A 21711-nucleotide genomic window follows, 5' to 3' on the forward strand; every position below is an offset into this window, starting at 1 on the left:
TACCTCCTAAAATGCCATGTTCATCTGCTCAGGCCAGAGGGGGTGTCGCCCTTCATGCTTGAGTTTTTTTTCCGCCAGCCGCCTTATCTTGGGATGAATACTGAACAGTATGCGATTGATGGCGTCCATCAGTGCGCTGTAATTCTTGTCAAAATGCTGGGGGCTTAGGTGAGTAAGACGAGAGTCCAGAATGGTTTGTTGGTAACTCAACAGGCACCACATGTCCTCCACGCTTTCGATGATGACCTGGTTGGGGCACGAGAAGCAGTGATGGATGTCGGCACATGCCAAGTGATCGACCGGAAAATCATCTGGGCTGAAGTCATGGCGGCGACGGTATTTCTCCGCATGTTGGTCAAACACATTTTTACAACCGGTACCGAGCACGGTTTTTTGACCATGGGTATGTCCGTATTTGGCTAAAAATGCCTCATAGGGCAGGATGTCCACAGCCAGTGCTTGCTTGGCATAGGCTTTCGCGGCCTGGATGTCGGAGCACTTAGCCACTCCCTCAAGGGTATAGGCAACGGCCAACAATTGATTGTTGTTGTCAGCTTGGTTGCCTGAGCTGTAATGGCGGGAGACGACTTGAGGGGTATTGCCCAGGAGTAGGGATGTTTCCACCTGACTTCCTGTTTTGGCCAGGTACCGATAGCTACCACTGGCCCTGAACTTTCGGGCCGTGGGTCTTAGTGGGCTACCGTTCAAGTCCTTTAGTGTAAACGTGGTCTGCAGCCATGTGGCGAATGTTTGGAGGTGGGCTGGTTCCAGAGGGGCGGCTTGGCTGGCTTTTGTTTGCCAAAGCAGGTGGGGGGCTGCCGACGTCAGATAGCTTAGCTTCAATAACTGTTCAAAAAATGTTAGCGCATACTTTGGCACGTGAAACGTGCCGTTATCACCGATGGAGATTGACACATATTTGTTGGCCCTAGGCTTCAAAACTGATTGCTCAAACCATCTGCCATCAACATAGGTTTTGTCGGCAGGCTTGACCATGTTGAGGAGAACAGTGGTATTTCCCCAGGTGTAATAGGCGAGTAAATAGAAGGCGGCACTGAAACACTTGGTGACAGAGGAGGCCACGTGGTGTTTATGTCCTTGGTACTGAAATATAGCCGTCTGCTGATTGGTGGCTGCACCCAGATGCCTCTCCGGAGACTGTATGATCTGTTGTGAGACTTGTTTAAAGAAGGAGCTTATGAGTCTGAGCAATTGTTTGAGCTCAGTGTCCGTGTAGCCTTGGGTAGGGTTCACCTCCGCGCGAAATAAATGATAGGGCGAGAACCACTGCTTGGTTGGGTGGCCAAGGAGCTGCAACAGGCACCTTATGCAGGAGAGCAACTTTCTTGCGGTATTGACGTGCAGGTTACCTAAACGTACTCCCTCCACGAGATGCCGCTCCCAGTATGTGATGGCGGTTTGGCTTTCGGGGATCAATCCTTGGCTGTCACAAAAACGCACAAACTGGATCAGGTCGGAAATGTAACCATATTTGGTTGTGTCGGAATACTCTTGGGTGGCTGCGATGCATTGGTGCCATCGATAAACCTGACTATTACGGTGCGCAGAGGTGCCCTTATGGAGGGCTGTCAGTGGCGGCACGCCCACATATAAAAAACGCGCAAAATGAAACGTCGTTGTTTTGTTAATACCCGTTTTCAAGGTGAGGGCTAATTTGGCATGCTCAGATGTCATTGGAGTGCTTCCGCCATGATCACATCAAGCATCAACACTGCAGACTGGTTGGCGTGCTCTTTTCGTAAGTATCTGAGATATTTCCAGGTCGTTTTCTCATCTTGATGTCCCATCCAGGCCATCACCAAGGCCATCGCATCGCCTTCCGGGAGATGGGCAAGGAGAGAGTCCAGTCGATACGTACCATAGGTTGCTCTCAGGTCGTGGGTACGATGAGGGAATGGCCTGTTTCCCTCCCGTGTCATTGCTTGTTTTAATCGACGAAAGTGTTGCTGCACATTATTGCTAGTGAAGGAGGTCCCCTGGCGATTTAGCAGCAGTGGAATGTGTTGGCCCGTCGGGATCGCACGTTGGGCTCGCAGATAGCGGCGCTCGCCAATAGCATATTCATACATGCGTTGCATGAGAGACTGGGGGATTTCGATGGTTCTTTTTTTATCGTATTTGGTATGGACCCCGTTAAACGGACCGATCTCAACCTCGTAGCGAGCGGTGTGGCGATCGGGGGCTTGTACCGCAGAATAGGGAAAGGTGCAGGCTTCCTCCACACGCAATCCGGACTGGATCTGTAACAGCTGATGAATAATGAACTCGTCACTCCCTTGCTTGAGGCAGTGGGCGAAGCGGCTGAGCTCATGCTCTGACAGCGGATTCAGTTTTTGATGGTCATGTCTCGCCGGTTTTCGGATCCTTAAATCGGTCGAGCGAATCGCAAACCGTGGGTGCAGGTGACTCATCATGCCGGTGTTGGCAATATGCACCACTTGATAGTTGAAGGGGCGCTCTGCTTCCGAGAGTGAGAGCAATTGTTCGTGCATCGCCCATTCATAGAATTTGATCACGTGCAGGATATACAGGGAGGCTGTGGAAAAGGCGATTTCCCCGTTTCGGGCAGACTTGAGTAAGTCGTCATTGCGAAAGCGATAGGTAGGTTTTAGCGCATTGCTGGCCGGGAAGACATTCCATTCATACCCATTGGCCTCAAGGAAGTGCCAATAGCGCTTGATGGCGCGCACAGCAGAGGAGACATCGACCTCCTGTTTGATATTAACGAGATAATGAAACCATAGGTTGACGGGGAGAATGTACTCTCCATGCTGACTGTAAAAGGTGGGGAACCCTTTCAGCTGGATGGTTTGTTGATGTCGATCGCTCGGATAAATGCGTGGGACATCAAATGAGCTGGAGTGAACCACAAACACCATACTAGCCTCGTCAAACCAAGTCGTGTCATCAGAGGCTAGTCGATTTTCCAGAGTCTACAAATCTGCAGGGTGCGTTTTCCAGACAGCGATCTACAGGGTAACGAATTCCTCTGCGCTGGTGGGATGAATGGCGACGCAGTTGTCGAAATCTGCTTTGGTTGCGCCCATTTTGATAGCAACGGCAAACCCTTGCAGGATCTCATCCATGGCGAAACCGATGCCATGTAGGCCAACAATTTTCTGTTCGGTGCCCACGCAAACGAGCTTCATGCGAGTGGGTTGGCGATGCTGGGTCAATGCCGAATACATTGCGGTAAATTGACTACGGTACACCTTCACTTGGCTCTCGCCATATTGCGCAATCGCTTCGGGCTCTGTCAGCCCTATCGTGCCAATCGGTGGGTGACTGAATACGACGGTGGGCACCAAGTCATAGTTAAGGTGTTCCGTCGGTTTGTTATTAAATAATCTTTCCGAAAGACGCCGCCCTGCTGCAACCGCAACCGGAGTAAGCTGGATGCGGCCAGTGTTATCACCCACAGCGTAGATGTTCGCAACTGCGGTATTTTGGTACTTATCGGTAGGAATAAATCCCTGTTCATCGAGTGCGATACCAGCCGCGGCTAGGTTGAGATGATGGGTGGCTGGCGCCCGGCCAACAGCCCAGATCAGACAGTCCACCGTGATACTACGCCCATCTTCTAGCTGTAACGTGACGCTATCATCGGCATTTTTCAAGACCGCTTTCGGGACTGCGTGGGTGTGTAGGGTAGGCCCATCTTGCGCCATGATTTCTACTAATGTTTCCTGGAGCATGGGATCAAATTGACGCAGTGGCGCTTGCTTGCGCACCAATAAGTGTGTCTCGGAGCCGAGAGCCTGCATCACCCCCGCAATTTCAACGGCAATATAGCCAGCACCGACCACGGCAACGCGCTTAGGCTGTGCCTGTAACTCGAAGAAACCATCGGAATCAATACCAAACTCAGCACCAGGAATCGTGGGGGTGTGAGGATGGCCACCGGTTGCAATTAAGATATGGTCAGCGGTGTAGTGACTGCCATTGACTTCGATAGTCTGGCTATCAACGAAGCGGGCAAACCCCTTTATAACGGTGATCTGGTTTTTTGCGAGGACATGTTCGTAGGATTGATGAATGCGCTCGATATAGGCTTGGCGCGACGCGATCAACTTGGTCCAACTGAAGTGGTTGAGCGTCGTATCGAAACCGTAATCGGCACCATATTTGAGCGCATCGGCAATCTGGCCGGCATACCACATCGCTTTTTTCGGCACACAGCCCACGTTGACACAGGTGCCGCCGAGTTCTTTGGCTTCTATCAGTGCCACACGTTTGCCGTACATGGCTGCTCGATTCGCCGATGCGATACCACCACTGCCACCACCGATGGCGATATAGTCAAAATGCTGTGCCATTACCCAATTCTCCGTCTGCTAAAGAGTGCAATCATTGCATGATGGAGATAAAGGGGCTGGCTCACAAGAGCCAGCACTCAGTTGTGGTGCAGAGGTAAGCGAATATGGAACTGGGCGCCAAGCCCCGGCTCGCTGATACAGTTGATGCGGCCACGTAGCAGCTGTACCACCAAGTTATAGATGATGTGAGTGCCAAGGCCGCTGCCACCATGTCCGCGTTTTGACGTGACAAACGGATCGTATATCCGCGGAAGGATCTCTGGGGGAATACCACGGCCATTATCGCGGTAGTCAATGACCACCTCTTCTCCCTGCTGCTCCACCTTGATCACGATTTTTTTGGGTTTATCCCACCCATCAAAACCATGGTGAATCGAGTTCAAGATAAGGTTGGAATAGATCTGGGTGAAACTGCCAGGAAACGAGTTCATAGTCAGTTGAGGGTTACATTGGATGTCGACTTCACAGCGGGCTTTTTTCAATTTATGGCCTAATGACACCACAACTTGATGCAGGTTATCCGCGAGATTGAAGTTGTAACGGGCTTCTGATGATTGATCGACCGCGACTTGTTTAAAGCTAGCGATAAGTTCGGCTGCCCGTCGCAAGTTGCCTTGGAGTAGCAGGACTGACTCATCTAGGTTGACGGTAAATTCGTTGAGGTAAGAGCGAGAGAGCTGCTTAGAGTCAATATGAGTCTTGAAGTCGGCAACTTGTTCTTGTAGATAAGAGGAGGCGGTAACACTGATACCAATCGGGGTGTTGATTTCATGGGCTACTCCCGCTACTAGTGAGCCTAGCGACGCCATTTTTTCAGACTCTACCAACGTCTGTTGGGCTTGTTTTAGGTCGTCATACGCTTTGCCTAACTGCGCATTGGTTTCGCTTAAGCTACTCGTTCGCTCGACGACTTTCCCTTCTAGTTGTTCGTTGAGTTGAATAATCTCTCGTTCTACTTTTTTCAGCTGAGTGATGTCATAACCAAAGCCAATCTGGTACTTGAGTTGGTGTCCATCGTAGAAGGGCACGAATGTCCACTGTAGGATCAGTTCCTCCCCTTTATAGTCATGCATCACCACTTCTTGGTCTGATAGCGATCCTTCGGCAGATAAAATAGACCTTAATTCTGTTCGCTGTGGTTCACTGACAAAGATCTCTAGCCAGTTTTTTTGTAGTAATACTTGTTGGCGATACCCCGTTTGCAGGACTGCGGCAGGGTTGATGCTGGCAATGGTCAAATCTGGTGCCATGCAGCAGATGATCATATTGGCTGAGTTAATCAAGGTGGCGGAGAAGTCACGTTCTTGCTGGAGCTGTTCCGCTGCCTGATGGCGGGCGATGAGTTCATCATGCAGCCGATTACGCATCTGATTGAGGGTGGCAACGAGCGTATCCAGCTCATCCGGTTTTGTACGGGGTAGAGTCCGGCCTTCGAGCTCCAAGGTCACTTCTAACCGATCAAGATTGAACATTTGGGCATAGTTAGCGATGCGATTGATGTGCCTGACGACCAGATAATAAATGATAATCAAGATACATAATGAGACCACTAAGGTCTTGATGGTTTGCGTCACCATGATCAACACGGATTTTTCAATCAGCCGTTGATAGACCTGATCAAGCGATGCAGCGACAAACAGCTTGCCCACCACCTCCCCTTGATAAGTAAGGTCAAACTCTCGGGAGATGTCATAGCTATCCTGCTGTGTCCCTTGGGTCAGTAGGGGGACCTCTGAGTTTCCCATCATCTCTTTTAGCCTCACGAACTGCATACTGGGCAAGTTCATGATCCCTTCTAGCTGCACTTTTATCTGCTCTTCATCCAAATTCCATAGACTGGCAGCAATAGGCTGTAAGAAGGAGGCTTCTATCTGGCCGATACTATCTTCGATCGCGGTCACATCTTTGTTGTAATCCCATGCCAGCTGTAAGCCTGTGATGATCATCGCCAGTACGGTGCTGCATATTAGGATGTAGGAGAGTAGACGATAAGAGAGGCCATGACGGCCTACCGCGTTAACGCTCTTGGCTGTCTTCGCTGTTTTGGAAAAAAGTCCTGACATGGGGTCTTTGTCGCCTCGATGAAATGGGATTCCAGTGTACCTGCTTGCAGGATTTATGTCGTCTTTAGTACGGGTAGCCAAGGTAGGGAAGTGGCTTCATGGCCTGGTCAGCATGGTACATGGACGGACGTTGCCTCACGGCTAATCGATTCAACAGAGCCAAAAACAGAGGATAAACAGCCATAAATACAGAGGGTTGGCTGAAAAACAAGCATTCAAATCAATTTGATAAAAAAAAAGTGGACAAGACATCTCATGTCATCAATAATGCCGCCCGTTCGACAGCGTAGCGCCCGTAGCTCAGCTGGATAGAGCGCTGCCCTCCGGAGGCAGAGGTCACAGGTTCGAATCCTGTCGGGCGCACCATAAAAAGTGCGTCAGCAAAGCGGGCGGCGTGTTGTGGAACAGAAAAGTTGTGGTGGCTGTAGCTCAGTTGGTAGAGTCCCGGATTGTGATTCCGGTTGTCGTGGGTTCGAGCCCCATCAGCCACCCCATTAACAGCTTGTTCGGTATGCGAAGGTGGCGGAATTGGTAGACGCGCTAGCTTCAGGTGTTAGTGCCCCCCGGGTGTGAGGGTTCGAGTCCCTCTCTTCGCACCATACTGGCTGTAAAATCGAGAAAAAACAGAATTTTTCTTGGTGAATTTGAAAAAGTAAGGTATTTTATAAAGCATTACTCTCGGTGATTAGCGCAGTCCGGTAGCGCATCTGGTTTGGGACCAGAGGGTCAAAGGTTCGAATCCTTTATCACCGACCATCTTTTAAAACCCCGCCTATTAGGCGGGGTTTTTGCTTTTCGGAATAACGGATTAGCGATGGGGTTCTTGGCTGTCACCAAGTTAGGCTTCTACCCGATAAGGTCTAATATCAGGGCGGTGAGATAGTGGGAACAGTGAGCTAGGCTAGTTGCCTGACTAGGGTAAAGGTTGCTTGCTCTATGCCGCACGCAATAGCCGCACTACGGTGAGATGGCTCTTGGGTTGCTGGCTGCCACTGGTTTATTACCGATCTCTATGCTTGTGCAACCGCCGAGTGTGTATTGCATGCCATCTCGTTTGGATCTTCTTCGCCCGTTCATCTTCTCTGGTTTGTTTACTCACTCCCCATGCCGAGTCATCAAGGCGTGCTAAATCCGTTATTGCTGGGTTGGGTTCTTATTGGATCTTGTTTCTGTTGGTGCTCAATCACCGCGGGCACTGCTTATTAGTGTTAGACCAGACTCAGCTATCCATTTTTCTGGCCACCCCTAGCTTGTGTCTTGCCTTGTTGACCCTGGGGTGTGCTATGTTGCCGCCACAGTCACATTAGGGAGAGCATAAGTGAAACTGTTAAACGATCTGTTTACCAAAAATCGTGAATGGGCCGAGCGGATCAAGGCCGAAGATCCTCAATTTTTTGCCGCCCTCTCGGCCCAGCAAGCCCCGGAATATCTCTGGATTGGTTGCTCTGACAGTCGAGTGCCCGCCAATCAGCTTATGGGCTTATTACCAGGGGATGTCTTCGTCCACCGCAACGTGGCCAATCTGGTGGTACACACCGATTTCAACTGCCTCTCGGTACTGCAATATGCGGTCGAGGTGATCAAGGTGAAACACATCATCGTGTGCGGCCACTATGGCTGTGGTGGTGTGCTCGCGGCCATGAAGAATGAAGAGTTGGGTCTCATCGATAACTGGCTGCGTAATATCAAGGATGTCTACTTCAAGTATCGCGATGAGCTTGATGCGATTGAAGATGAGCATGAGCGCCACGACTATTTGTGCGAGCTGAACGTCGCAGAACAAGTGGCTAACGTTTGCCACACTACCATCATCCAAAATGCCTGGCGCAAAGGGCAAGAACTGGCGGTACATGGCTGGATTTATGGGATTAAAGATGGCCTGCTCCATGACTTAGAGCTCTGCGTCAGCGGGGCAGATCAAATACCCGATGTCTACCGTGCTTGGCCAGATATGCGGCCGCCCCATCGTCGGCGCTAAGGAACAGATAGTGGCGTCTGCACTTTATTTGCAAATCAAACAACATATTTTGGACGGTATCCGAGCACGTCACTACCAAGCGGGTGACCAGATCCCGACTGAGGCCGCATTGGGTGAGCAGTTCGCGGTGAGCCGCATGACGGTCAACCGCGCACTGCGTGAACTGGTGGCCGAAGGGTGGCTGGTCCGAACTGCGGGCTCTGGTAGTTTCGTGGCCGATCGACGCACCGAATCACCGCTGCTGGCCATTCGTAATATTGCCGATGAGATCACCGAGCGGGGCAGCCAATACAGCGCAAAGGTGATCCGTTTACAGCGTCAGGCTGCGGATGAAAAAGTGGCCGTTCAGTTAGGCTTGCGGGTCGGCGCCCCGATTTTTCATAGTTTGATTGTCCATCAGGCCGATGGTGAACCGCTGCAGCTGGAAGAGCGTTTTGTCGATGCCGAACGACTGCCCGATTATGGTGGCCAAGACTTTAGCCAGCAGACCCCCAATCGTTATCTGATGGAGGTCTGCCCGCTATCTGAGATGGAGCACGTGGTCGAAGCGGTGTTGCCCAGTGCCGGTGAGGCGGGGCTGCTGCAGGTGCGGCTCGATAGCCCCTGCCTGTTATTACACCGTCGCACGTGGTCAGAGGGGTATCTGGTTTCCTATGCGCGGCTGCTGTCGCCCGGCTCGCGTTATAAGCTCAGCTCCAAGGCACAGATCAGCTAATTGTCTATACAAATAAAGCCTAACGAGCTCACCTTCTTGGTGGGCTTTTTTTATGTTTATAGCGATGCAATAAGCATGTTGCCAAGATGTGAACAATGCTTCTTTCTTTCTGGGTAAAGATCGATTATAAGTATTTGTATATACATTTAAGGGCTGGTTATGAACAAGGAACTGTTGCACTGCGAGCGGGTCTGGCTCAATGTCACGCCTGCGACCCTCACTCCCGAACGGGCTGACTATGGCCTGCTGCCGCTCCATGCCATCGGGGTTCGGGCGGGCAACATCGCGGCATTAGTACCCATGGCTCAGCTATCAGGCCCCTATCCTGCTCACTGGCGGGATATGCAGGGCAAGCTGGTGACCCCAGGTCTCATCGATTGCCACACCCATCTCATCTTTGCCGGTAGCCGTGCTGAGGAGTTCGAGCTACGCCAACAGGGCGTCCCCTATGCCGAGATCGCTCGGCGTGGTGGCGGTATTCTCAATACGGTGCGAGCGACCCGTGCGGCGACTGAACATCAGCTGTTTGAGCTAGCCGTGCCAAGGGTGATGGCGTTGATCCGCGAAGGGGTGACCACGCTGGAGATCAAATCTGGCTACGGCTTAACGCTGGTCGATGAGCTGAAGATGCTACGTGTCGCGCGCCGCTTGGGTGAGTCACTGCCTATTCGGATTAAAACCACCTTACTGGCAGCCCATGCGGTGCCCCCAGAGTATCGTGATGATCCTGACCGCTGGGTTTCTGTTATTTGTCAGGAGATTATCCCCGCTGCTGCTAGCGCTGGACTGGCCGATGCCGTGGATGTGTTTTGTGAGCAGATTGGGTTCTCGTTAGCACAAACCGAGCGGGTTTATCAGGCGGCAGTCGATCACGGCCTGCCAGTGAAAGGCCACATGGATCAGCTCTCCAATCTTGGCGGCAGCACCTTGGCAGCCCGTTTTCGGGCCCTGTCGGTGGATCATCTGGAATATCTGGATCAACAAGGTATTGCGGCCTTGGCAGAGCATGGCGTTGTGGCAACCTTGCTCCCAACCGCCTTCTACTTCTTAAAAGAGCGCCAATTCCCCCCCATTGCAGCGCTGCGTCAAGCGGGCGTGCCCCTTGCGGTCTCCTCTGATATCAACCCTGGTACGGCTCCTATCGTCTCGCTGCGAATGGCGATGAATATGGCCTGCACGCTGTTTGGCCTGACCCCTGTCGAGGCGATGGCTGGGGTGACACGCCATGCTGCGCGAGCCCTTGGTGAGCAAGAGAGGCTGGGGCAACTGAAGCTTGGCATGGCCGCCGATTTTTTGGTTTGGCACTGCACCCACCCTGCCGAAATCAGTTATCTGGTGGGGGTTGATCAATGGGTGAGTCGGGTCGTTAACGGGGAGGAGACGTTGGCATGAATGAGCTAACTACTGCGCACATGAGTATCTGGCAAGGTCGACAAGACCCAGAAGAGGGGGCGTTGGCCTTGCGCTGGCACGATAAAGTTCAGCTGTGGCAGGCGGGCGGTGAACCTGGTGTAGTGCTGCTCGGGTTTGCCTGCGATGAGGGGGTACGCCGCAACAAGGGGCGGGTCGGTGCAGCCTCGGCTCCGCAGGCCGTGCGTAAGATCTTGGCCAATAACGCATGGCATCAGACCCGAGCCGTGTATGACGGGGGTGATGTGCGCTGTGATAGCGGCGATCTCGATGCTGCCCACGGCCAGTTGGCTAGACGGATCGCCGAGGCGCTCAAACAGGGCCATTTCCCGCTGGTGATCGGCGGTGGCCATGAGGTGGCATTCGGTAGTTGGAGTGGCCTTAATCGTCACCTAGGAGGACAAGGGCGAGTCGGTATCATCAATTTTGATGCGCACTTTGATTTGCGCCGCTCGCAAGGTGTTGCAAGCTCCGGCACCCCCTTTTTCCAGATAGCCCAAGCGTGCGCCGCCCGAGGTTTAGCATTCCATTACGCCTGCCTTGGCGTAGCCGAGACCGCCAATACGCAAGCCCTCTTTGCAAGAGCGCAGGAGTTAGGGGTCTGGCATGTGTTGGACGAAGCCATGACTGGCGCAGAGCTGCCGATCCTACGGGCAGGGCTCGATGGGTTTATGGCTCGGTGTGATCACCTCTATCTAACCATCGATCTCGATGTGCTGCCTGCCGCTGTGATGCCGGGGGTGAGTGCCCCTGCCGCTCGAGGTGTGGAGCTGGCAGTCATTGAACCGCTGATTGCCCATATTCGTGCCAGTGGCAAGCTGCGGCTCGCCGATCTGGCCGAGTACAACCCCACCTTGGATCAGGACAACCGCAGTGCTCGAGTGGTAGCCCGGCTGATCCATCAGTTAACCAAATAGCAGCTTGCCAACGCAGGTTGTGCGCTATGCGATTGATAACACAAGGAGTGTTTATGTCTTTGCAACACCCAGATCCGCGTCATGATGCGAGCCGGATGGTCCGAGCCCCCCGTGGCACCGAACTGACCGCCAAGAGCTGGCTCACCGAAGCGCCGCTGCGGATGCTGATGAACAATCTGGATCCCGAAGTGGCCGAGCATCCCCAGTCGCTGGTGGTCTATGGCGGCATTGGCCGCGCCGCCCGCAACTGGGCCTGCTTTGACAAGATCGTCGAGGTGCTGACTCGGCTGGAGGAGGATCAGACCTTGCTGGTGCAATCTGGCAAGCCGGTCGGGGTGTTCCAGACCCACAAGGATGCGCCACGGGTGCTAATCGCCAACTCCAATCTGGTGCCGCACTGGGCTAACTGGGAGCACTTCAACGAGCTCGATAAGCAAGGCCTGATGATGTACGGCCAGATGACCGCGGGGTCGTGGATTTATATCGGCACCCAGGGGATTGTGCAGGGCACCTACGAAACCTTCTTCGCGGTGGCCAACCAGCACTTCAACGGGTCGCCTGTGGGCCGCTGGATCCTCACCGGTGGTCTCGGTGGCATGGGCGGTGCCCAGCCGCTGGCGGCTACCATGGCCGGTTTCTCGATGATCGCCGTGGAGTGCGACGAGACCCGCATCGATTTTCGCCTCAAGACTCGCTATGTGGACCAGAAGGCCCACACGCTGGATGAAGCGCTGGCCATGGTTGAGGCGGCCAAACGCAGCGGCACCGCGGTCTCGGTCGGTCTGCTCGGTAACGCTGCCGATGTCTTCGCAGAGCTGGTGGCCCGTGGCATCACGCCAGACGTGGTGACCGACCAGACCTCTGCCCACGACCCGATCCACGGCTACTTGCCACAGGGTTGGGATGTGGCCAAGTGGCGCGAGCTGCAACAGAGCACCCCGCAGGAGGTCAATCTGGCGGCTCGTCGCTCCATGGCCCGTCAGGTGGAGGCGATGCTGACCCTGCAAGCCCGTGGCGCTGCCACGCTCGATTACGGCAACAACATCCGCCAGATGGCGTTGGAGGAGGGGGTGGCGAACGCGTTTGACTTTCCTGGCTTCGTCCCCGCTTATATCCGCCCGCTGTTTTGCGAGGGGATCGGCCCGTTCCGCTGGGTGGCGCTCTCCGGCGATCCGGAGGATATCTACAAGACCGATCAGAAGGTCAAAGCGCTGATCCCCGATGATCCTCACCTGCACAACTGGCTCGATATGGCCCGTGAGCGCATCGCCTTTCAGGGGCTGCCAGCGCGGATCTGCTGGGTCGGGGTCAAGGATCGGGTGCGGCTCGGGCTGGCCTTCAACGAGATGGTCAAGAATGGCGAGCTGAAAGCCCCCATCGTGATTGGCCGCGACCATCTGGATTCCGGCTCGGTAGCGAGCCCGAACCGCGAGACCGAGTCGATGATGGATGGCTCCGATGCCGTCTCCGACTGGCCGCTGCTCAACGCCCTGCTCAACACGGCTGGCGGTGCGACCTGGGTGTCGCTGCACCATGGTGGTGGGGTGGGCATGGGCTTCTCCCAGCACTCCGGCGTGGTGATCGTCTGCGATGGAACCGATGACGCGGCTCGCCGCGTGGGTCGGGTGCTGCGCAACGATCCGGCTACTGGGGTGATGCGTCACGCCGATGCGGGCTACGAGATTGCCATCAACTGCGCCCATGAGGCGAAACTGGATCTGCCGATGATAGGCAGTGTGAACGGTGGCCAAGGAAAGGTGTAACACCATGTTTGAATTGACGATTACTCCAGGTGAACTGGATCTCGCCACGCTGCGCCGTGTCAGTCGTGAGTCAGTGCAGATCCGGCTTGCCGCATCGGCCATTCCAGCTATTGTTGCCTCAGCAGCCGTGGTTACTCAGGTAATTGCGCAAAACCGAGTGGTGTATGGGATTAATACCGGCTTTGGCCTGTTGGCCAACACCCGTATTCCGGTCGCTCAGCTTGATGAGCTGCAGCGGGCCATTGTGCTTTCCCATGCCGCCGGCATCGGCGCCTACATGGATGACGCCACCGTGCGACTGATGATGGTGCTGAAGATAAACTCGTTAGCCCGTGGTTTTTCCGGCATCCGGTTGACGGTACTGGAGGCGCTAATCGCCCTCGTTAACGCCGAGGTCTACCCGCTGGTGCCGAAGAAGGGCTCCGTCGGCGCCTCCGGCGATCTGGCACCGCTGGCCCATATGAGCTGCTTGCTGATCGGTGAAGGGCGGGCCCATCATGCTGAGCGCGAAATAGATGCAAGCGAAGCGCTGCGGATTGCGGGGATTACCCCGATCACGCTAGCCCCCAAAGAAGGGTTGGCGCTGCTCAACGGTACTCAGGCCAGCACGGCGTTTGCCCTTGAAGGCTTGTTTCATGCCGAGGATCTATTCGCCGCTGCCATCACCATCGGCGCCATGAGCGTGGAGGCTGCCCTTGGCAGTCGCCGGCCGTTCGATGCCCGCATCCACGCGGTGCGCGGTCAGCGTGGCCAAATCGACGCGGCTGCCTGCTACCGCCATTTGTTGGAGGAGGATAGCGAGATCGGTATGTCGCACCATCAGTGTGAGAAAGTGCAGGACCCTTACTCCTTGCGTTGCCAGCCACAAGTGATGGGAGCTTGCCTGACCCAGATCCGCCATGCAGCCGAGGTGTTAGTGTGCGAGGCTAACGCCGTGTCCGACAATCCGCTGGTATTTGCCGAGGACCAAGAGATCCTCTCCGGCGGTAACTTCCATGCCGAACCCGTCGCCTTTGCAGCCGACAATCTGGCGCTGGCCATTGCCGAAATCGGTTCGCTCTCCGAGCGGCGGATGGCGCTGCTGATCGACTCGCGGATGTCTGGCCTGCCGGCGTTTCTGGTCAACAACGGCGGGGTCAACTCCGGCTTTATGATCGCTCAGGTCACCTCGGCGGCGCTCGCCTCCGAGAACAAGACGCTAGCCCATCCAGCCTCGGTGGACAGCCTGCCCACCTCCGCCAATCAGGAGGATCACGTCTCCATGGCGACCTTTGCAGGTCGTCGGCTGGCCGATATGGCAGACAATACCCGTGGTATTCTGGCCGTCGAGTTGTTGGCAGCAGCCCAAGGACTGGATTTTCGTGGGCCATTGCGTAGCACCGCACGGTTAGAACTCGCAAAATCACGGTTGCGTAACCGAGTTAGTTTTTACGATAAGGATCGATATTTCTCGCCGGATATTGAAGCGGCTGCCGAACTGCTGGCACAGGCGAGCTATAACGATTTGATCCCTGAGGGTGTGCTACCCAGCGGCTGCTGAGTGTAGGAACCAACTAAAACAGGAAGACCGCCTTACTGGCGGTCTTCCTGTTTTAGGGAGCGAGGGGGGGTGAAAAAATTAGCGTTGCAATCCTTTCTGGGCGAACTTGGGTCTGGCATTCATGATCTGTTCTACCTGTTCGTCACTCATTTTCCCCCGCGACAGCCCCAGTACTTTATAGGTGAGCAGTGGCCGTGCAGGTAAGGCGATCATCAGAGCCCGAATTTGGGTTTCATCTTCTTTACCGTGTGCCGGTTTACCGTATGCAAAGGTCAATACTCCTGCATCCATCAGGTTTTTGACAGCAGGTTCGGTCACTGGCAGGTTTATGACGCTTTTCCGCTGCAGTACAAACTCTCTTAATACCGCTTTTTCATTGAAATCAAGAAAGCCGATCATTTGGGCCAGTTGATCTTGTTGGCGACGAGCTTGCCACTCTTCACAGACCCACTCCCACGCAATCAATGCTGCTTGGCTACAAAAATAGGAGATAGCGACCAGCATCCCCACTCCCAGCCACGCGGCATGGGTGTGTGCCCATTGACTAACGGCACCCTGCATTAAGCCAGTCGGAAATAACAAGATGATGCTGCAGCATAGCATTAGCCAGACCATGACCCAGTTAAGGCGGTTCAGTTGATAGAAGTGTTGGATCCACCGTTTCATCGTGCGTCCTTCCTAAACAGTTGTGGATAGTGAGCAATCATTAAGCAAGTGACATGCCAGTTAAATATAGGCGTGGCTTAACGATGCTATTGCGGGGAGTCAATAGGCTAAGAAACTGGATGGTAGGGTTAACTTGGAAGAATATCGGGAAAGAGTGCAGTTTAACGGCAAATTATTTATTCTGTACTCAATAGCTAAGTAAGGGGGTGTTGGTGCAATTATCAAAGCAAGTGATGTTATTAGTCGCATTATTGTCAATATCTGGCTGTGATCTGCTGGCAGAACAGTATCGGGTTGAGTTCAGAGATGGATCCTGGCGCGAAATTGTGATCACGCCTTTTTCTAGTAAGGCGCGTTGGCGGGAAGGATGCGCTTTCGGAGAGGTGCTCACTGACATGACGCTGCCACTTAAGTGGGGTGAGGCGAGTAATGGCCGTGAGCGGGTCCAGATCGGGGGAGAGTGGTTCGAACTCGATGGCAGCAATTTGTATCGCAGTAACGAGATGGCATTGAGCAGTATGCCAAGCCATATCCAGCATGGGCTAAAAGGGATTGATAGTTGTCGGTCTCTGCGCCCTGAACGTGGTGCTTTACCTCAGCTCAGGGCGCGTGGGTTTGGTCATGAGTGAACCACTCACTTAAGCGGCAATGGCCCTGTTCAGACGAGCTCGGCAGGCTTCGCCAAAGGCCTCAAAGATTTTGATCGAGTGAGGATTTTCGCTCGCTTTCCATTCGGGGTGCCATTGCACGGCGAGCAAGAACGGCGAAATAGCGGGAGCATGAATGGCCTCGATTAACCCATCCTCGGCGTGGGCCAGAGGCTCCAAACCACTGCCTAGCCGATGAATACCTTGACCGTGCAACGAGTTGACTGGGATGCTCGGTTGTCCCATAAGCTCTGCGAACCAGCTCCCTGGCACTAAGTTGATCTGGTGGCTGAGCCCATACTGCTCATCGACAGGGTCATCGGCATCTTCACGGTGATCGTTATATCCAGGCTCGCTGTAGACCTTTTGGTAAATGTCGCCGCCGAGCGCCACGTTGATCTCCTGCATACCACGACAAACACCCAAAATTGGTAAACCACGATCAAGGGCTGCGCGGACTAACGGGATATCAAACAGATCACGCTCTCGGTCTTGCTGCTTCTCTGGGGTCAGGTTTTCCTGTCCATACAGGCTGGGGTCAATATTAGATCCTGCCCCGCTCAGATAGACCCCATCAGCCATATCTAAGTACTGTGCCAGATCTGCTGTGCCACAGCAGGTGGGGACTAGCAGAGGGACGCAGTCGCTGATTTCTACAATGGGAGTGATGTATTTGTGGGTCATTACCTGATAGGCATGGCCGTTACGAGGTTGTGCGCCCATGGTCATTAACACCACGGGTTTTCTGTTACCAGAAGGGATAAAACTGGGCATAAGGCACCTTGCGTGTGACATCTCATCCTGCGCCTTGGGCAGGCCCTTGCCCACCGTATCGGTAAAGGCATGCCTCAAAGCATGGTCATGGGATCCTGCGTCGCATGAGGTACCAGAATCGTCGGTAAGCCTTCATACAGACAGCCTGGATCCTTGTCTCAGTCTGCCAAAGATGTTCAATATGTCAAACAAAAATGATGCGAAAGTGTTAACGAAAATGGAGGGTGGTTGCAATTAGCCCCTATTTTGATGGGGTTGTGAGCGATATATGGTCAGTGAATAGGCTTTGCGTGGTGGATATACTAAACAATCTTGGGTGGTCATCATGCTCATGAGCGGGGTGGCCGCCCGAGTCAAAAAGCAACACGCCCCCAGCAGGAGGCGTGCTGGCGCATTACAGCAGATCTTCAATCTCGCCGCGCAGATACTGGTAAATCTCGCGGTAAGCGGCGGGTGGTTTGTTGAGTTCCCGCTCCTTGTTGGCGTTGCGGATCAATTGACGCAGCTTTTGACGGTCCAGTTCGTGAAACTGCGCCATCAGTTCGTTAAGGGCGCTATCACCATCATTAATGAGCCGCTCACGCCACTGCTCTAGCCGATGCAAACGCGCATTCACGGTCGCGTGGCGATTCTTGATGATGGAGAGTGCTTCTTCGATCGGTGCAATATCACGGCTGCGCATTAAGCGGCCAATAAACTGCAGGTGGCGCCGAAAGGATTCATCTTTCTTTGGTTTGAGTTTGCGGCCTAATTCGACCGCTTCGGCCAGCTCTTCATCCAGCGGGATTTTGTCTAGCTCACTCTGACTCAGCGAGACAATTTCCTCGCCCATTTTTTGTAAGGCTTCGGCATCGCGCTTGAGCTGGCTCTTACTCGGGCCCCAGTCTTCGAACTCGTTGTCGTCTTGGTAGTGACTCATCGCTCTGTTGATTCCTGTCATTCACGGTTGGCGGATATGTTACCAGCTTCTCCCGTTGGACGCAGGGGTCTGATATGCTTGGCCTCTTCTCCTCCTTACATACAGATGACACTTATGGCGCAGCAAGAGCAAATCCGCCAAGATCAAGCCCATCTCGAGGCCGTGGTTGCCGAGGCCTTGGATATCGCCAAAAGCCTAGGGGCTTCGCTGGCCGAAGTCTCCATCAGCAAGCAGACTGGGTTGTCGGTGAACACCCGCGGTTGTGAGCTGGAAAGCATTGAATTCAATAAAGATGGTGCCCTCGGTATTGCCGTCTATCGCGATGGTTGTAAGGGATCCTCCTCGACCACTGATCTGAGCAAACCCGCCATTCGCGCCGCCGTTGAAGCGGCTATCGAGATTGCCCGCCACACTTCGGCCGATGATTGCGCCGGTCTGGCGGACGCCGAGCTGCTGGCCTGGGATGCCCCCGATCTGCAACTGTGCCACCAAATCGAACTGGATCCCCAGCGCGGGATCGAGCTGGCCATCGAGTGCGAACGACTCGCTTTGGGCCGTGATGCCCGCATTAAGCACTCTGATGGTGCTGGTTTTTCCAGCCATCTTGGCATCAAGGTCTATGGCAATAGCCACGGTTTTATCAAAGGCTATGCAGCATCACGCAACTCCCTGAGCTGCGTACTGATTGGTGAGCAAGAGGGGGAGATGCAGCGGGATTATGGTTACTCCTCCAGCCGTACCCTCGATGGGCTGTGGCACCCACAGCGCATTGCTGATGAAGCGGTCGAACGTACGGTTGCTCGCCTCGGTGCTCGCAAGATCGCGACCTGTCATGCCCCTGTTATGTTCCACCCAGATACGGCAGCAGGCCTGTGGGGCCACTTGGTTACCGCGATAAGTGGCGGCAGCCTGTATCGTAAATCGAGTTTCTTACTCGATAAATTGGGTCAGCAGATCCTGCCTGAGTGGCTCACCATTCAGGAGTTCCCGCATTTGTTAGGGGGGCTGGCCAGCTCGCCATTTGATGGCGAAGGGGTGCGTACCCGCGAGATGGACATCATCCGCAACGGTGAGCTGATGAGCTGGCTGTTAACCTCGTATTCTGCTCGTAAGCTAGGGCTGACGAGCACTGGCCATGCTGGTGGCATTCACAATTGGCAGGTCTCCAGTACGGGTCAGGATTTTCAGGGCATGCTCAACGAGATGGGCACCGGCCTGCTGGTAACTGAGCTGATGGGGCAGGGGGTTAATATCGTCAACGGTGACTATTCGCGCGGCGCCGCGGGTTTTTGGGTCGAAAATGGTGAAATAGCCTACCCGGTCGAGGAGATCACCATCGCTGGCAATTTGGCCGAGATGTTCAGCCACATCGTGGCGGTGGGCTGTGACGAAGATGAGCGCTCCAGCCTCAAGACCGGCTCGGTGCTGGTAGAAAATATGAAGCTGGCGGGGCACTGATCCCCTCTTAACGGAACCGAAATCATGAAAAAGGCCCCCTCGCGCAAGTGAGGGGGCCTTTTTATCGGCCAGCGATCAAGAGGCTATCAGCCCTTGATCCGCTCGATACGGCCACCTAGACCCTGCAGCTTCTGCTCGATGTCTTCGTAGCCACGGTCGATGTGATAGATACGGTCGACGATGGTGGAGCCTTCGGCCACGAAGCCGGCCAGCACCAGACTGGCGGAGGCGCGCAGATCGGTTGCCATCACCTGGGCACCCTTGAGCTGCTCGGTGTCGCGGCAGATGGCTACGTTGCCCTGCAGTTCGATGTCTGCGCCCATCCGTACCAGCTCGGGAACGTGCATGAAGCGGTTCTCGAAGATGGTCTCGGTGACCATGCCGGTGCCTTTGGCGACAGCGTTCAGCACGGTGAACTGGGCTTGCATGTCAGTTGGGAAGGCTGGGTAGGGGGCGGTCTTGATCGTGACCGGCTTGAGGGTGCGGCCAGTCATGTCGAGGGTGATCCAGTCTCCACCTTTCTCGATAAGCGCCCCAGCCTCTTCTAGCTTGACCAGTACCGCTTCCAGCAGGGAAGGATCTGTATTGCGACAGGTGATCTTGCCACCCGTGACCGCGGCACCTACTAGGAAAGTACCGGTCTCGATGCGATCAGGCTGTACGCTATAGCGACCACCATGCAGACGCTCAACACCGTCAATGGTCAGGGTGTTGGTGCCTGCGCCCTGGATATTTGCTCCCAGCGTATTGAGGAAATTCGCTAAGTCGACCACCTCTGGTTCGCGAGCTGCATTTTCGATCACGGTACGGCCTTCAGCCAAGGTCGCAGCCATCATCAGGTTTTCAGTGCCGGTGACGGAGACCATGTCCATCAGAATGTGGGCACCTTTCAGGCGGCCATCAACCCGAGCCTTGATGTAGCCATCTTCGATGGTGATCTTGGCGCCCATCAACTCGAGGCCGTGAACGTGCAGGTTGACCGGGCGCGCTCCGATAGCGCAACCGCCAGGTAGGGAGACATCAGCTGCACCGAAACGCGCCGCCAGCGGGCCCAGCGCTAAGATGGACGCGCGCATGGTTTTTACCAGCTCATAGGGCGCAACGTGGTTATTCACTGCGCCAGTCAGCACGGTGACATTACCATTCACCTTGGTGGTGGCACCTAGCATCTCCAGCAGCTTGATGGTCGTCCCCACATCTTTCAGACGTGGCACGTTGGAGAGGTGTACCTCTTCATCACACAGCAGGGTTGCGAATAGGATCGGCAGGGCAGCGTTTTTGGCGCCAGAGATGGTCACCTCGCCGCTGAGGGTACAACGACCATCGATTTTAAATTTGTCCATTTTTACTTCTTTACCAAATCAGGAGGGGAGTAGGAATTTGCGCTCACGCTTCCATTCGGAATCCGTGAAGGCCTTAATGGAGAGAGCGTGAATAGCATTCGAGGCGATCTTGTCCATTAGGGGAGCATAGATGGCTTGCTGTTTCTTCACTCGGCTCATGCCATCAAATAGATTACCGACGGCGATCACTTGGTAGTGGCTGCCATCGCCTTTGACATGGACTTCGGATAATGGCAGAGCCTCTAGGAGTATTTGTTCTATTTCAGAGACTTGCATTATTTATCCTCAGTTGTAGGCGACGTTGATTGAAACAAATTAGCGACACCATATAGGTTTGCCAGTGTATAAAAATCAGCGGAGGCACCCACCACCTGTGGTGTAGCGCCTCGTGTTAATACCGCTTTGGCCCACTTAACCAGCAGCGCCAGCCCAGCGGAATCGAGTGCGGTGACCGCACTCAATTCGATACAATCTTGTTGCCACCATTCGGCACGGCGCAACCATAGGCTTTTAGCCTGTTGCACCTGCAGATCGCCGCTTAGGATCATGATTTGAGCACCAAGGGTTTAGCATTATGCTCGGTGAGCTGCTTGATCACGGCATCAATGCCATTTTGGCGAATCAGGCCGCCCAATTCATTTTGCTTAGCGGAGAGTAGGCTAATTCCTTCGGCGACCATGTCGAATGCTTTCCACTCGCCAGTTTTGTTATTTTTACGCAATTTAAATTCGAGAAATATATCAGGTTTGCCAGCTTCCTTTACGCTGAGGTTCACCGCCGTAATATTGCTATCACTAGGGGCTTTGCTCGGCTCCACCTTGACGGTCTGCTTGTCGAAATGGGCTAGTGCATCAGCGTATGAGCTCACCATGTATTCGGTAAATACTGCGACAAATGCATCGCGCTGAGCGGGGGTCGTTTGCTTGATCTGGTTGCCAAGGACTTTATATGCTGCGAAACGATTATCGACGTAAGGCAATAGCTCTTCACGGATAATGACACGTAAGTGCTCAGGGTTACTTTTGATCAGTTTTTGATCGGCTTTAAGGCGAGCAAATGTCTGTTTTGCTGCCATATCGACGAGTGCATTGGGGTCTTTGGCATCCACCGCTGCGTGAAGAGATAGTGAAACCATCATGCTAGTGATCAAGCCCAGCAGTAGGACAATTTTTCTAAACATG

General features: G+C 54.1%; 19 protein-coding genes and 4 tRNA genes. 12 read left to right on the forward strand and 11 right to left on the reverse strand.

The annotated features are described in order from the left end of the window. Positions 1–6: 6 nt before the first annotated feature. The 4 genes from CUC53_RS05145 to CUC53_RS05160 all read right to left on the reverse strand — a co-directional run bounded on the left by CUC53_RS05145 (position 7) and on the right by CUC53_RS05160 (position 6400). The gene (locus tag CUC53_RS05145; RefSeq protein WP_100293162.1) at positions 7–1695 is read right to left on the reverse strand and encodes a hypothetical protein; all 1689 of its coding nucleotides are present in this window, start codon (positions 1693–1695) and stop codon (positions 7–9) included. Next, positions 1692–2900: a site-specific integrase gene (locus CUC53_RS05150; protein ID WP_100293163.1), complete on the reverse strand. Its 1209-nt coding sequence runs from the start codon at positions 2898–2900 to the stop codon at positions 1692–1694. Before CUC53_RS05150 ends, CUC53_RS05145 begins: the two co-directional genes overlap by 4 nt. A 90-nt stretch (positions 2901–2990) precedes the next feature. Then, entirely contained in the window at positions 2991–4337 is a 1347-nt protein-coding gene (gene gorA, locus CUC53_RS05155; protein WP_100293164.1) for a glutathione-disulfide reductase, read from the reverse strand. Between the two features lie 77 nt (positions 4338–4414). Then, positions 4415–6400 carry an ATP-binding protein gene (locus CUC53_RS05160; protein ID WP_100293165.1) on the reverse strand — a complete coding sequence of 662 codons (1986 nt, stop codon included), beginning with the start codon at positions 6398–6400 and terminating at the stop codon, positions 4415–4417. A gap of 289 nt (positions 6401–6689) precedes the next feature. On the opposite strand from CUC53_RS05160, the gene CUC53_RS05165 reads away from it, so the two are divergent. From CUC53_RS05165 to hutH, 10 genes are all read left to right on the forward strand, one after another. After that, positions 6690–6766 (forward strand) — tRNA-Arg (locus CUC53_RS05165). Between the two features lie 52 nt (positions 6767–6818). Then, positions 6819–6894: transfer RNA gene (locus tag CUC53_RS05170), tRNA-His, on the forward strand. A gap of 19 nt (positions 6895–6913) precedes the next feature. After that, positions 6914–6999, forward strand: a tRNA-Leu gene (locus tag CUC53_RS05175). An 80-nt stretch (positions 7000–7079) separates the two neighbouring features. Further along, positions 7080–7156, forward strand: a tRNA-Pro gene (locus tag CUC53_RS05180). Positions 7157–7718: 562 nt separating this feature from the next. Then, positions 7719–8378: a carbonate dehydratase gene (gene can / locus CUC53_RS05185; protein ID WP_100293166.1), complete on the forward strand. Its 660-nt coding sequence runs from the start codon at positions 7719–7721 to the stop codon at positions 8376–8378. 10 nt (positions 8379–8388) lie between these two features. Further along, entirely contained in the window at positions 8389–9093 is a 705-nt protein-coding gene (gene hutC, locus CUC53_RS05190) for a histidine utilization repressor (RefSeq protein ID WP_100293167.1), read from the forward strand. A 159-nt stretch (positions 9094–9252) separates the two neighbouring features. After that, on the forward strand, positions 9253–10485 hold the full coding sequence (gene hutI / locus CUC53_RS05195; protein ID WP_100293168.1) for an imidazolonepropionase: 1233 nt from the start codon (positions 9253–9255) through the stop codon (positions 10483–10485). Further along, the gene (gene hutG / locus CUC53_RS05200) at positions 10482–11420 is read left to right on the forward strand and encodes a formimidoylglutamase (protein ID WP_100293169.1); all 939 of its coding nucleotides are present in this window, start codon (positions 10482–10484) and stop codon (positions 11418–11420) included. Before hutI ends, hutG begins: the two co-directional genes overlap by 4 nt. Positions 11421–11473: 53 nt before the next feature. Further along, positions 11474–13183: a urocanate hydratase gene (hutU, locus tag CUC53_RS05205; RefSeq protein ID WP_100293170.1), complete on the forward strand. Its 1710-nt coding sequence runs from the start codon at positions 11474–11476 to the stop codon at positions 13181–13183. 4 nt (positions 13184–13187) lie between these two features. Next, a complete protein-coding gene (gene hutH, locus CUC53_RS05210) occupies positions 13188–14723 on the forward strand; it encodes a histidine ammonia-lyase (RefSeq protein ID WP_100293171.1) in 1536 nt (511 codons plus the stop codon). Between the two features lie 78 nt (positions 14724–14801). Here hutH and CUC53_RS05215 read toward each other — a convergent pair whose 3' ends face one another. Next, positions 14802–15389, reverse strand: coding sequence for a superinfection exclusion B family protein (locus tag CUC53_RS05215; protein WP_100293172.1), 588 nt, complete (start codon positions 15387–15389; stop codon positions 14802–14804). Between the two features lie 233 nt (positions 15390–15622). On the opposite strand from CUC53_RS05215, the gene CUC53_RS05220 reads away from it, so the two are divergent. Next, positions 15623–16018 (forward strand): hypothetical protein, encoded by a 396-nt coding sequence (locus tag CUC53_RS05220; protein WP_100293220.1) that lies wholly within the window; start codon positions 15623–15625, stop codon positions 16016–16018. Between the two features lie 9 nt (positions 16019–16027). Here CUC53_RS05220 and CUC53_RS05225 read toward each other — a convergent pair whose 3' ends face one another. Both CUC53_RS05225 and yjgA read right to left on the reverse strand, forming a co-directional pair. Continuing rightward, on the reverse strand, positions 16028–16810 hold the full coding sequence (locus CUC53_RS05225; RefSeq protein WP_100293173.1) for a gamma-glutamyl-gamma-aminobutyrate hydrolase family protein: 783 nt from the start codon (positions 16808–16810) through the stop codon (positions 16028–16030). A gap of 394 nt (positions 16811–17204) precedes the next feature. Then, positions 17205–17729, reverse strand: a complete 525-nt coding sequence (gene yjgA / locus CUC53_RS05230; RefSeq protein ID WP_167386689.1) for a ribosome biogenesis factor YjgA — start codon at positions 17727–17729, stop codon at positions 17205–17207. Positions 17730–17843: 114 nt separating this feature from the next. Here yjgA and pmbA point away from each other — a divergent pair, with 114 nt between their 5' ends. Then, positions 17844–19187 carry a metalloprotease PmbA gene (gene pmbA / locus CUC53_RS05235; RefSeq protein WP_100293175.1) on the forward strand — a complete coding sequence of 448 codons (1344 nt, stop codon included), beginning with the start codon at positions 17844–17846 and terminating at the stop codon, positions 19185–19187. A gap of 86 nt (positions 19188–19273) precedes the next feature. Here the strand turns inward: pmbA and murA are convergent, their stop codons facing one another. From murA to mlaC, 4 genes are read right to left on the reverse strand one after another with little or no spacing between them, the layout of a single operon-like run. Continuing rightward, the gene (gene murA / locus CUC53_RS05240; protein ID WP_100293176.1) at positions 19274–20530 is read right to left on the reverse strand and encodes a UDP-N-acetylglucosamine 1-carboxyvinyltransferase; all 1257 of its coding nucleotides are present in this window, start codon (positions 20528–20530) and stop codon (positions 19274–19276) included. An 18-nt stretch (positions 20531–20548) separates the two neighbouring features. Then, positions 20549–20806, reverse strand: coding sequence for a BolA family iron metabolism protein IbaG (gene ibaG / locus CUC53_RS05245; protein ID WP_100293177.1), 258 nt, complete (start codon positions 20804–20806; stop codon positions 20549–20551). Beyond that, positions 20806–21078, reverse strand: a complete 273-nt coding sequence (locus tag CUC53_RS05250) for an STAS domain-containing protein (protein WP_100293178.1) — start codon at positions 21076–21078, stop codon at positions 20806–20808. The genes ibaG and CUC53_RS05250 overlap by 1 nt, the downstream gene beginning before the upstream one ends. After that, positions 21075–21710, reverse strand: coding sequence for a phospholipid-binding protein MlaC (gene mlaC, locus CUC53_RS05255; RefSeq protein ID WP_100293179.1), 636 nt, complete (start codon positions 21708–21710; stop codon positions 21075–21077). The genes CUC53_RS05250 and mlaC overlap by 4 nt, the downstream gene beginning before the upstream one ends. Position 21711: the final 1 nt, after the last annotated feature.

This window comes from Aeromonas cavernicola (assembly GCF_002795305.1).
Lineage (GTDB): Bacteria > Pseudomonadota > Gammaproteobacteria > Enterobacterales > Aeromonadaceae > Aeromonas > Aeromonas cavernicola.